The 12779-nt window shown below is 44.5% G+C and carries 11 protein-coding genes; 1 reads left to right on the top strand and 10 read right to left on the bottom strand.

The genetic code is table 11. The features are described 5' to 3' along the window. Both A8C56_RS12945 and A8C56_RS12940 read right to left on the bottom strand, forming a co-directional pair. Positions 1-1380 carry a hypothetical protein gene (locus tag A8C56_RS12945; protein ID WP_067756705.1) on the bottom strand — a complete coding sequence of 460 codons (1380 nt, stop codon included), beginning with the start codon at positions 1378-1380 and terminating at the stop codon, positions 1-3. Positions 1381-1396: 16 nt separating this feature from the next. Then, the gene (locus tag A8C56_RS12940) at positions 1397-3238 is read right to left on the bottom strand and encodes a type VI secretion system Vgr family protein (RefSeq protein ID WP_067756702.1); all 1842 of its coding nucleotides are present in this window, start codon (positions 3236-3238) and stop codon (positions 1397-1399) included. Positions 3239-3857: 619 nt separating this feature from the next. Here A8C56_RS12940 and A8C56_RS12935 point away from each other — a divergent pair. Next, positions 3858-5915 carry a M13 family metallopeptidase gene (locus tag A8C56_RS12935; protein WP_084490191.1) on the top strand — a complete coding sequence of 686 codons (2058 nt, stop codon included), beginning with the start codon at positions 3858-3860 and terminating at the stop codon, positions 5913-5915. A 930-nt stretch (positions 5916-6845) separates the two neighbouring features. Here A8C56_RS12935 and A8C56_RS12930 read toward each other — a convergent pair. From A8C56_RS12930 to A8C56_RS12895, 8 genes are all read right to left on the bottom strand, one after another. Further along, positions 6846-7424 (bottom strand): alpha-ketoglutarate-dependent dioxygenase AlkB family protein, encoded by a 579-nt coding sequence (locus tag A8C56_RS12930; RefSeq protein WP_067756698.1) that lies wholly within the window; start codon positions 7422-7424, stop codon positions 6846-6848. A gap of 118 nt (positions 7425-7542) precedes the next feature. Next, a complete protein-coding gene (locus A8C56_RS12925; protein ID WP_067756695.1) occupies positions 7543-8394 on the bottom strand; it encodes a methylated-DNA--[protein]-cysteine S-methyltransferase in 852 nt (283 codons plus the stop codon). 69 nt (positions 8395-8463) lie between these two features. Further along, entirely contained in the window at positions 8464-9054 is a 591-nt protein-coding gene (locus A8C56_RS12920) for a hypothetical protein (RefSeq protein ID WP_067756692.1), read from the bottom strand. After that, positions 9044-9514, bottom strand: a complete 471-nt coding sequence (locus A8C56_RS12915; RefSeq protein ID WP_067756689.1) for an RNA polymerase sigma factor — start codon at positions 9512-9514, stop codon at positions 9044-9046. The genes A8C56_RS12920 and A8C56_RS12915 overlap by 11 nt, the downstream gene beginning before the upstream one ends. A gap of 4 nt (positions 9515-9518) precedes the next feature. Further along, positions 9519-10361: an alpha/beta fold hydrolase gene (locus A8C56_RS12910; RefSeq protein ID WP_067756686.1), complete on the bottom strand. Its 843-nt coding sequence runs from the start codon at positions 10359-10361 to the stop codon at positions 9519-9521. Between the two features lie 187 nt (positions 10362-10548). After that, positions 10549-11229: an ABC transporter ATP-binding protein gene (locus A8C56_RS12905; RefSeq protein ID WP_067756684.1), complete on the bottom strand. Its 681-nt coding sequence runs from the start codon at positions 11227-11229 to the stop codon at positions 10549-10551. Continuing rightward, positions 11226-12143 carry a hypothetical protein gene (locus A8C56_RS12900; protein ID WP_067756681.1) on the bottom strand — a complete coding sequence of 306 codons (918 nt, stop codon included), beginning with the start codon at positions 12141-12143 and terminating at the stop codon, positions 11226-11228. Before A8C56_RS12900 ends, A8C56_RS12905 begins: the two co-directional genes overlap by 4 nt. A gap of 2 nt (positions 12144-12145) precedes the next feature. Further along, positions 12146-12673 (bottom strand): DinB family protein, encoded by a 528-nt coding sequence (locus tag A8C56_RS12895; RefSeq protein WP_067756678.1) that lies wholly within the window; start codon positions 12671-12673, stop codon positions 12146-12148. Positions 12674-12779 lie beyond the last annotated feature (106 nt).

The raw sequence follows: 12779 nt of genomic DNA, 5'->3' as shown, positions 1-12779 counted from the left end.
TTAACCGATCGGTATGGAAAACCGGGCTTTAGGCTTTACCAGGATATCATGAATGCTCATGCCTTCCAGCAGTTCCTGCCAGTCTTTCCCCAGCCATTCACTTAAAGAGTGGTATAAAGCCTTCATCTCATCAGGCGCTTTTAGCTGCTTACCTAAATGCACGGCCATAAAGGCGGCGTGTACAAAGGTCGACTGCCGCAGGGCTGTTTTATCAAGGTAGCTTCCGCCTACCAATGCCAGTAACGATTTTTCAAAAGCGGTCTGGCGCCTTCCCCGCAGGTAATGCAGGTGCGCGCTGATGCGGTGCCCCTCCATTATAAAGAACGCGTCACCGCGTTGGGTGGCTTCTTCAGCCATTTCATCATAGATCTTAATACCTTCTTCCCATTTTCTTTTAGAGGCAAACAGTCCGCCTCTTAACATCATGCAGGAGCGCCATACAGGATAACCGGCAGGATCATTGTCATCCATCGCTTTTCTGGATCGGGCAATGGCTTCTACCGCATAGGCTTCACTGGCTGCTGTATCTTTTATGGTATAATATGCCTGTGATGCGATCAGCAGAGACGTGATATAGGCCGTATTGTCTTTTGACGCCTTTGCCAGTGAGAGCATTTTTTTTACTTCCCTGCCTGTCAGCGATGAAGAATACTGTGTGGTGGTTTCCATCACCACCCGGATCTGCTTGCGCAAACGATTCTCAATACTAACCGTATCACTGGTGCCATCAGCTTTATCCATATCATTATTGATCGCCTCCCGCATATGCAGCCGGGGGATCAGCTCTGCCACCAGCGGCCGCAGTTCCGGGTTGGGAATATAAATTTTCCGGGCAGGCCCGTAATCCATGGTGGCCAGGCGAATGCCATCGGGAATGCCTTTCTTTAATTTATTAACAAACCAGCTTTTGGCGCTGATGGCATCAGGATTGCCGGACGGGAAATACAGAAGGAAGTTTTTGTTTTCGTATCCTTTTAAATGGGCTCTGAAACGAAGCAGTTCTTTCAGTAAATTTTCAAACCCCGAAAGCGGCTGAATATCAGGCTTAAAATCTTTTGGCAGAATACCGTCCTGTTTTAAAGCGCCGTATATATCAAACTTAGGGTCCGGGCTGGGGGCAAACCATTCCTGATATTCCAGCCATAGCTCCCGTTCATACAATTCCTGGTCGCCGGTAAAAGGCGTGTCAAAACGGAAAAAAATGTCTTCAAACACACCAATAGCCAACCGCTCTGTTTCCATGAAATGGTTGATGAGCTCAATATCGGTATACTGGGCTACCCAGATCGCCAGCTTCCAGCTTTTTAGTGGATCAATGCGCGCCCATTCTTCTCTCAGCTTGTAAAATTCCTGGGCAATAGAGGTTGTGGAAGTGCTCATAAAAGATATTGCCGGGTTATGCGTTTAACTTTAAAAGGCTGGAGCTGGAAACACTGACGTCTCCTGCTTCAGACGACATATTTACTTTTCCGCCGGTGAAGTTGCTTTCACTGGCGCCATGCGCCGTAAGTGCAGCTGCCAGCAGGTTCATCATCTGTGCGCCGGTCACATTAACGGTTTGTCCGGAACTGCTAAAATCGCTGGTTGCAGTAAGACCGATGTTTATGGCATTATGAGAAATATTATTCGTTGCTGTATGAGCTATATTGTTGGTGGCAACGGTGTTAATATCTTTTCCGTTAATGGCAATGGTACCGTCCTGATGAAGCTTGATACTGGCGGCTCCGCATTTCAATTCAATACTTTGCTGGCTGCTGGTAATGATATTTCCTGCTCCGTCCATAGTAGTGCTGTTGCCTCCTTTATCGGACAAGAGCACGCTGCCTGCATTGTCGTCCAGGATTAATTTATTGCCGCTGCGGCTTTGTAATGCTTTTACGTCATTACCGGCATTGCCGAAGCTGTTCTTTGCCTGGCTGTGGTAAACGGCACCAATGACATACGGCTTGGTAGCGCTGTCTCCTTCAAAGCCTACAATAACCTCTTCGCCAACCTCCGGCATCAGGAACATACCTTTACCCCCTCCGGCGTGAGGGGTCGTAACACGGATCCATGGGGTTTTTTCAGCACCGTTCATCCAGTGAAATTTTACACGTACCCGTCCAAGGCCGTTAAAATCATTATTATCGGTTACAATAGCGCTTTGCGTTTCGCAGTTGGGATCGCTGAAGGGCTCAACAGGCGGAACTTTAATAGTGGATGGCACCGCTGAGAAATCGTTTTCATAATGCCCCTGTGCGTCTACATGATGGTTCACTGCAATAATGGTATAATCCCCATAGCCTTCAGACTGGCTGCTGAAGACATTATTGCCTTTTACTTCTATTTTGCCACCAATGGCAACGCCCGGATGCCCGCTTTGACCATTAAAACTTACCATGCGGCTGCTTTCCATTGCGCTGCGCATATTGATAATATCATCCTGCTGTTTTTTATTGGTAAGGAACTGGTTGTTCCAGATCTTTGGCTGTGTTCCATAAACGGCCTGGCCGGCTTTGTATACCTGTTCGCCCCAGGGGTTTAGACCGGCTTTCTGCTCTATACCGCTGGGCTGGCTGGTATATACCTGGCTGTTCATATAATCCCAGGCCATCATTTGCATCTGGGTAGGCCTCGCCTGTAATGAAATGTTGAAGCGGCTCAGATTGCTTCCATAGGTGAGGGGAACGCTTTTACTGCTATTGGGCTGGCCAACAATAAGGTTCCTGCCGTCCCAGTATAACCATTCACCATAGGTGCTGGTCAGGCGTTGTAAGAACCGCCATGCGGTTTCCTTATACTGTACCGTATAGGCCAGTGTTTCACCGTATTGGGGCTGCACTTTTGGTTCAAGCAGGTTCTGGGGAAAGAATTTGAGCACATCCTGGGCAATATTCTTTATGGCTTTTTTCTCCCAGCTTTTACAATGTGGCCCGCTGTCTAAAACAATAGTGGGGCTGTAGCCCGTAATGATCACATCCCCGTGATGCCCTGTAAAGCGGGAGGTTTCAATACCTGTGATAATACCGTTAAAAAGCATGTTGTCTTTTACCCCCATGCCTGTGATCCTTGCACCAAAAGTAGCGCCGATCATATCTTTTGAAGAAGTAAAAATGCCACTCTTGCCGTCTATAGCCTGGGCCGGACAAACAAGCATGAAGCGATGGTGGTCAAATATATTCTGGCTTAATGAGAAAGAGGTGAACTGGGCTAATGGTTTACCATTAATGCTGAATACAGGCTGTGTAAGCTGTGCCATAAAAAAGTTTTTTGTCTGTTATGGAAATATCTGTAGTACAAAATGAAAGAACTTGTGCTATTTTTAACGGGCTAAAGGTTAGATCCTGAAAATAGTTGAAAACCATAGTTGCATTTCTTATTAAATAAAATCAGTATGTTTTATAGAATAAGAAAACCTTTTGAATTGACACAAAGTTTATACCAATAAAACGTAAAATTGCTGTTTTTATGCGGGCTTAAACATTTGTTGATCTGATGCGGGCCAGTGTTTGGTCATCAAAAAAATAACGCTTTATCGAATGTCTTCGTTTTCAAATAAATATTTATTAAAATAAAAGAAGGCATAAAAAAAAGACCTGCAGATTTGTTGAAAATTATTTTCAGGCCTGTTATCATACCGGCTGTAACCCTGTTGCTTCAGAAAGAAAGGAATGCTTGTATACAGCGCTTCTCTGAAAGCCGGTTTTTATGCCCCGGTATTGATTTAATAGATTTTTTATGATATTGGTAATCATATAGTTGGGCTATTTCAAAAAGTACAATAATAAAAGGCCGGCTAACGGGAGGATTGCCGTTTGTGTAATTATGGAATGAATACAGCTCTTTCAAATTATATTTGAGCCTAAATAATAAACGGAATGATTTACAAAAGAATGCTGACGGCTACAGCAGTTATAGCTACGGGAGTGTTGGGATGTGGCCCTGGTACCAATCAGGCTCCCAATGAAGCAGCAAAAGACAGCACTACTTATATAGACCGGGCAAATATGGATACAACGGTAAAGCCCGGCGATGATTTTTTTCTTTACGCAAATGGGGCATGGTTAAAAAAGGCATCCATTCCGGCTGATAAAACCGGCTGGGGCAGTTTTGATGAGCTGGCAGACAATACCAATAAATCGGTTCATACCCTGCTGGAAGATGTGGTAAAAGAAAAAGCAACGCCCGGATCGGCTCAATACAATGTGGCGGCTTTTTACAAAAGCGGTATGGATACCGGCGCCATAGATAAAGCGGGCATCAATGCTATCAAAAAGAAACTGGATGCTATTAAGGCTGTTACCACTCCTGAGCAGGTGCTGGATATTGTTATTGAAAATAACAAACAGGGGCTGCAATCGGTTCTGCCTTTCTATATAGGCCCGGATGACAGGAACGTTACTGAAAATATTATACAGTTCGGACAGGGCGGTTTGGGGCTGCCGTCCAAGGATTACTATACGGATAAGGATACAACCGCGGAAAAGAACCGGGAAGCCTACAGAGCCTATATAGCAAAAATATTAAGTCTTGGTGGGGAGGATAGCGCTGCTGCGGTAACAAACGCCCAGGCTATTTTTGATGTGGAGAATAAACTGGCAGCCGTTTCCCTATACCCGAAAGAAATGCGCGATCCGCAGAAAATGTATAACAAATTCAGCGTGGAAGCTTTCTCCAAACAAACGCCCAATATTAACTGGAAGGATGTTTTTGCAAAAATGGGCATTACCGGAAAAGATAGTATGCTGGTATCCGTTCCCCAATATTACAGGGCATTGTCCGGATTGTTAAAGTCAGTTCCCGTTGAAGTGTGGAAAGCGTACCTGACCTATAATACACTTTCTGATATGGCCCCTTATCTGGGCTCCGGTTTTGAAAATGCACGGTTTGAGTTTTATGCCCGTACATTAAGCGGGCAGAAGGCGCAGAAACCGCGCTGGGAGCGGGTGATGCGTGTAATTGATGGCGCTATAGGAGAACAGCTGGGAAAGCTGTATGTAGACAAATATTTTAAGCCGGAGGCAAAGGCAAAAATGGTGGATCTTGTACAGAACCTGCAGGAAGCATTTGGCAACCGCATTAAAAATCTTGACTGGATGAGTGATGCCACCAAACAGAAGGCAGAGGCCAAACTGGCGGCATTCATAAAGAAGATCGGATACCCGGATAAATGGAAGGATTATACAGGGTTGGAAATAACACCGGATAATTATGCGCAGAATGTATTGAATGCATCCGCTTTTGAATATAAACGGGATCTGGCAAAGCTGGGCAAGCCGGTAGACCGTACAGAATGGGGCATGACGCCCAATACAGTGAATGCTTATTATAACCCTACCTTTAATGAGATCGTTTTCCCTGCAGCTATTCTCCAGTTCCCTTTCTTTGATTTTGGTGCAGATGATGCGGTGAATTACGGAGGCATCGGGGCGGTGATCGGTCATGAAATGACGCATGGCTTTGATGACCAGGGAGCGCAATACGCGGCAGATGGCAACCTGAAAAACTGGTGGACACCGGAAGATGAGAAGAAATTTAAGGCAAAGACAAAAATGGTAGAAGATCAGTTTAATGGTTATACGGTACTTGATTCTATACACGTAAACGGATTATTGACACTTGGTGAAAATATTGCAGATCTGGGGGGGATTACTATTGCCTATGATGCATTTAAGAAAACCAAACAGGGCCAGGGCAATGAACTGATTGACGGATTTACGCCGGATCAGCGTTTTTTCCTGAGCTGGGCGCAGGTATGGAGAGGAAAAAGAACTCCGGAGCGTGCCCGCCAGCTGATAAAAATAGACCCGCACTCGCCCGTTGAATGGAGAGCCAACGGGCCCTTGACAAATTTTGATCCCTGGTATAAAGCATTTAATGTTCAGCCGGGTGATAAAATGTACAAACCTGAAAACGAAAGGGCAAAGATCTGGTAATTTGTTTTTGTTTATTTTGTATCAGCAAGCCGTCCCGGTTCAGCCAGGGCGGCTTTTATTTAAGGGTGCATAAAAAACTATGTGATATCATTTAGATTTAAATTGCACCAAGTGAAGGTATGTCAGGCAGAGTCCGACGAAGCTTAATCACCCTTCGTCAAGCTGGGTGACAGTGTTCTTTGAATGTAAATGCTATGAAACCTGTGTTTCCTGTGTTCTATGTAATAGTAAGTAGTGACGTATCGAGTTTTCCATTTGTAAAAACAAAATCATCCGAAAGTTCGGATGAGGTGATGACAATCCTTCTTACGGGTCACCCTGCCCCGAATGTTCGGGGTATTTCAGGGTCTACTCCAGTTTCAGGGTCCAGGTGAGCAATAAATAGATGCCGAAACAAGTTGCCAATAACAGATGGAATTATGCGTTGAGGGATCAATTATAATTTCGTCATGCTGAGCGTAGCCGAAGCATCTCTTCAACTCTGAGACCTTTCGTCCTGAACGTTCGGGATCGCTACGCCCGCCTGTACCATTCGGGCAGGCTGCGCTAGGTGACGACACTTTTTGTCATCACCTCATCGTTTTTGCACCAAAAATAAAAACCCGGCATGACAAAAGAAAGATTGATTTTCAAAACAATAACACATCTGTCATTTACAACATGTTCCAGGGTCTGTTGAGTGATGCTATACATAGATGCTGAAATGCCCGTCCGACCAGGGTCATCCAGGCGGGAATTCAGCACGACTAAAGTAGGATTGGTTTTCAACGTATCATGTAATCTGTCATTGGCAGCCTTAAATCTTTATTTGAAATCTCCCGCAGACAGCGTGGAATTACGCAAACAATTAAACCCTTCTGTGCTTTTATGTGAAAAATATTGCCCTATACTGTATAGTTGACATAACAGTAGCCATATATCAAACTGGCACTATCTGACAATGGTTCGGAACGTAAGATTGATGCGTTCCGTATGCACTTTTTTTGTTGGAGGCAGGCGATGCAGCCAGTAGGTTTGTGTGGGGCCCTTCATTACCAGTAAACTGCCCTGCTCCAGAAAACAGTCAGCCTTTTCGCCGGTAACCTTATGTTTGAACAGGAATTTCCGTTCTGCGCCAAAGCTTAACGAAGCAATGGCCCCGTTCTTTTTTAACTCTCGCTCTTCATCGCAATGCCAGGCCATACCTTCTTCTCCAGTGTGGTAACGGTTCAGCAGGCAGGAGTTAAATGTTTCCCCGGTTTGCTCTTCACATATCTTTTTCAGTTGTAACAATTCCTTTGTCCAGGGCAGCGCCCTCTTGGTGGTGCTGGAATAGGTATATTCAAATGGGGCATCTCCATACCAGGCCACTTTTCTTTTGGTAATGATCTTTTTACCAAAAATGACGGCGGCATCGTTGCGCCAGCTGATATGCTCCAACAAATTTTGAAAATAAACATTGGCAATTTTTGTATCAAACAGTTTCCCGTAATAATATACAATACCATCGTAGGGTAAAAGATTGTGCATGTGAAATGTAAAATATTAAATGTAAAATGATGAATATAGAATTATGAATGTAAAATGTAAAAGAGAGCACCAGTTAGGGAACAGTACTTACTATTTTGCATTTTAAATTTCTTATTTCCTATTCTTTATTCTTTATCACCCGGGCCTGCTCCCATCCGATGATAGCCATTTTGCGGCCAGGTCCCCACATATAGCCGCCGGTTCTGCCGGTAGACTGTATAACGCGATGACAGGGGATCAGGTAAGCTACAGGGTTGCTGCCGATTGCCGTACCTACGGCGCGTGAGGCGGAAGGTTGGCCGATTTCGGCCGCCAGTGAGCCGTAAGTGGTCAACTGCCCCATTGGAATTTTTAATAAAGCTTCCCATACTTTTAGCTGGAAACCGGTACCTTTTAAATGCAGCTTTATTTCTTTTAACTGTTCCCAATTGTTTTGAAAAATAAAGAGCGCATTCTGCTGCAACAGATCCAGCTTGCGCCGGAAATGCGCATTGGGAAACCGCTGTTTCAGATGGGCCAGAGCTGTTGCCTCGCTTTTATAAAAAGCCATGTAACAAATGCCTTTTGTTGTAGAAGCTACCAGTATATTGCCAAACGGGCTTTCTGCAAAGCTGTAGTTAATATCCAGGTCTTTGCCTCCGTTCCGGTATTCAGCAGGGGTCATCCCTTCTATAGTTACAAAAAGGTCATGCAGCCGGCTGGTGCCGGAAAGGCCGGTAGCATATGCAGCATCTGCTACAGAAGCATTGCCGTTTCTGAGAACGCTTTTCGCATGTTCCACACTAATGTACTGCAAAAATTTTTTGGGGCTGGTGCCCGCCCAGTCAGAAAAGATCCGATGAAAATGATAGGGGCTGGTATGTGCGGCTTTTGCAATTTTTTCCAGGTCGGGCTGTTCTTTAAAATTGCTGCGTATATATTCAATGGCCTGGGCTACCCTGTTAAAATTGATATGATCCTGTGTATTCATTATACCTGTATTTTGTTATACAAAGATGGAAACAATTTACAGTATATGAAGTACGAATCTTGCTCTATTTTACTCATCCAATTGCCGGGAGAGTTTTTCACACTGCCGGATCAATGGATCAATGCGGGCATTCTGCTTTCTTACAGTTCGTGGGCGCAGGATTAGCCATGCAAAGAGAAACCAGCCGATGGTGCAGCCATAGGTGATAATGCGCCAGGGTACAGTCATATAACTGGCGGGTTCATACAGGAACAGCGCCAGTCCTGCAAGCAGAAAGAGCATATATAAATGAATGGCGGTTGTCTGAATAAGGTGTTGTCGCTTTTTTATGACTAATAGCTGATCAAGAAATTCTTTGTTGTTCTGTAAAAGGCTTAATTTTTTAAAGGAAGGGTACAGCTGGTTATTAAAGATCAGGTAACCGGCGATGGTGATAATGATGATGCTGATGCCGATTGAAGTAGTAGCCTTTACCGGGCGGGAATGCAAGGCCACCCATAGGATAAAGACAATGGTCGCTGTCAATATAAGGTTTGCTGCCATCAGCTTCCGGATCTCTTTTTTCCGGTACATGCCTGCAGCTTTATAAAAGGTTTTTACATCAGGCATTGGAACGTTCTGGCTGTCCCATATCTTTTTGAGGTCAAACTCAGTGCTCATAACCCTTGAATTTTTTTGATAATCGTTCTTTGATCCGGTGGATCCTTATTCGTACGTTTCCTTCTGAAAGCCCTGTTATAACAGCTATTTCAGCCTGTTTTACATTTTCCAGCTCCAGGGAGATAATAATGCGGTCTGTTTCCGGAAGTTCCGCAATGCATTGATAAAGAAAGGCCACCTGTGGTTCCCGGTTTACGGTATCTTCATCTTTGACCTGCTCAGGTAATTGGCCCTGAGGAATCCTTTTTTCTATTTTTAGCTGGCGCAGGCAAAGGTTTACCGCTATCCGGAAGATCCAGGTACTGAGGGAAGCCTCCTGCCGGAATTTCGGCAAACTTTTCCATACAATTATAAATGTTTCCTGCGTCAGGTCCTGTGCCCGGGCACTGTCATTTATATAGCCCATACAGAGCCGGAATATTGGTTGCCAGTATTGTTTATAAATACTTTCGAATTTCACGGGGTTATTTTAGGGGTATGAATGTAGCTAATTGCTGCTGATACCAGTCAAAGTTATCATACATGATAAAATGCAATCCTTTTTCCGCATAGACGATTCTTGCACCTTTCAGGTTACTGTATTGCTTTTCTATGACAGTGCCCCTGTTTTTAAAAGGCGCTTCCAGCAGGATGAGTGTTGGGCATGTTATCCTGGAAAGGGCAGGCCGGAGATCTGTATTTATAAAGTCCGAAAAAAGTACGGCAAAAGTATTACGGTCGCTGCTCATGCTCCATTGAACAAGTGAATCGTATTTGGAAGTATCTGCTACCAGGCCTTTTGCAGAGGCTATCTGCATCTGGCGGAACTGGTCATTGGGCATGGATTTGATCTGGCTGATCATTGCAGCGCGCGCACTATCCGGCAATGGTTTTGCGTCCGGGTTCTGCACGCCAGCCAGGCAGGGCAGTGCATCTACTATAACGATCTTTTTCACCAGATCAGGATGGTCTGCAGCAAGCGCCAGGGCCAGGCCGCCCCCCATGCTATGGCCTATGATGACCGGGGTGATCTTCTGATCCTTTATGAATTGAGCGATGCCCTCTTCCCATTTTTTAAAAGAAGGAGTGGTTTGTGCAGGTGTACCTGCAAAGCCGGCCATTGTTAATGTATAGCAGGTATACTGCTTATTAAATAAAGCCACGGTTTCGTTCCATACTGAAGCAGGACAGGTAAAACCGGGTATAAAAAGAAGACTTTGGGCACCGTTGCCGGTTGTTTGAACTGTAAACGGGTAGGGGTTTTGGGTAAAGGATTTATTAGCGATCAAGAGCGCTGCAATAGCTGTAAGGATAAATATTTTTTTCATTTTTTAAAATTGAATGAATAGAAACGGCCGGAAAAAGTTGCAGAGCATTCTTTACAGGAGCTCTTTTCTTTGCACTGCATCCTTTTAGAGCCTGTATTCATAAAAATGTTACAGATCTCTTTTCAAAAAATAAAATATTTGCGGAAATGTCTCTGCCCGTTCAGCCTGGCTGATCTTGAAACGGGCTTTATTTTAGGCCCAACTGTTCAATTTTGTTACCAACGGAGGCTTGTTTCATTTCTTCTTCCAGTGAATGAAACTCATCCCGCAGCACGCTTTTGGTAAAAAGCCCCTGTTGTAATAAATAAATGGCATCGCAGGTATCGCGCAATGTTGAAAAGATATGGGAAGAGATCAGTACTGTCTTACCCAGTTTTTTTAGCTGATGGATGATCTCGGTGATCATCAGGTTACTTTGAATGTCGACCCCGTTAAAAGGTTCATCCAGGATATAGTAGTCGTTTTCCTGGAACAACACCGCCAGGAGCGCCAGCTTTTTTTTCATGCCGGTAGAGTAGGTAGCTGCGTATTGATCCAAAGGCAAATGAAATATATTTCTCAGATCTGGGTTTATGAGCTGTTTTCCCCGTGCAGTACAAAGCAACTGCAGGTATTCTCTGCCGGTTATTTTTGAAAAGAAAAAGGGCTCGGTCTGTAAAAAGCCTAAATGGTTTTTAAGCGGTGCTTTTGCTGATTCAATGGTGCCCTCATACTGCTCAATTCCGGCAATGCAGTTGAATAAAGTTGTTTTGCCCGCCCCGTTCTCGCCTACAATGCCGTAAACGTTGCCGGCGTTTAGCTCAAGATTCAGGTTCTTTAACACATTGAGGCTGCCAAAACTTTTTGATAGAGAAGTAATACGGATCATGAAAGATAACGGCTAAGGTTGTTGACAGATCTTGAATAGTAAAAAGGAATGCCCCCCAGCAGGAGCGGGGGAAAACCGATGCAGGCAATGAATGTTAAGAACTGCACCAGATCAATTTCATGCGGATAAGTACTGTATTTTATGAAGATCAGCAGGGCGTTGTAAAAACAGGCAAGCAACTGTAGCGCCAGTAACAACCACCATTTTTGAGGGTTGGCAATGAGCAGGGCCAGTAACGGCAGTACAGATAAACAGATACTGTGCAGGGCGCTTGTTTTGATTTTTTCTGCAAGGAATACCTTTGGCGGCCGGGCATCGTTCCACAAATAAAAGAGCTTTTCCGGCTGGGAGCAGAAAGTAACCTGTAATAACAGGAAAGCTGCAAATGTAACCAGCCCGAGATTAAAATTATGAACGGCTATGGCGATACCTGTTAACAAATATAAGCCCGATATTAACAGGATATATGTCCTGAACCCGACAAGGAACTCAAAAGGTTTTTTGCCAAAAGGAGTAGGAATGGTTTTGTTAAAAGCGATTGAATGATCAAAAAAGCTGACTGTTAACCCCAGCACGAGTACTGTGAACGCTGCTGCATAATTTTGCTTTACCAACAGGAACAGGATAAACGGCAGCGCAACAATACCATTTTCTAACAGACGGATCTTCCGGTAGCTGTTCCGGGGAAAAGTGATCTTCAGAAAGCCGGTACGTTTTCTTTCGCTTAACTGTAACAGGTATGCAAGGGCAAAAAGGGAATACAGGTAAGGGGCGTAGCTGGTTTTTGAAAAAAGCAGCCATGAGGCTCCGGTAAAGAGAACCCCGCTTAAGAACCACCCCCATGCAGGCGGCAGGCCAAAATCTTTGAACTGCCGGTTGAGCAGCCTGATCCGCAGTTGAAAATAATGCTGCATTCCTATGCGTTCAGTAAGGGGAAATAACGCTCTTCAATAATTTTGAAGTGATGGATCTGATGCCCTACCAGGGTAAAGCCAACACCCAGAACAGATATTTGGGTATTGTAAGTATTACCCACCTGCAATAACTGTTCATTATTGAGATTTTTATAAAAGGCCAGTGTTCCCTGTCTTACAGCAACCAGCTCTTCCAGCAATGATTCCAGCGTGCGCTCATCTGCGCCAGAATTTTCTGCAAACAGGTTTTCATCAAAGGGTTGCAGCACAGTGCTGTCTTTCCGTGCAAAACGCATTGCCCGGTAAATAAAAACGCGTTCGGTGTCTGCAATATGCAGTAAGATCTGTTTGATCGTCCATTTGCCGGGCTCGTAAACCCTGCTGCCCAGTTCGTCCACTTTGTCTTTATCCAACTGGTAAATTTCCAGGATACTTTTTTGAATGGCAGGCACAATTTCCAGATCATCAGGAACCTGGTTAATGTAACGGTCAAAGTATACCGGCATTGGATCGATTGCTGATTTGTTCATTTTATTTGGCTTGATTTATTAAACACTGATACAAATATAACTGATGAAATGGATTGAACGGCAAACTGCGGAGATATCTGCGAATCGTCAGGCCTGAATTCACGAA

It is taken from the genome of Niabella ginsenosidivorans (genome assembly GCF_001654455.1).
Lineage (GTDB): Bacteria > Bacteroidota > Bacteroidia > Chitinophagales > Chitinophagaceae > Niabella > Niabella ginsenosidivorans.
This window is presented reverse-complemented; position numbering and strand designations above follow the sequence as displayed.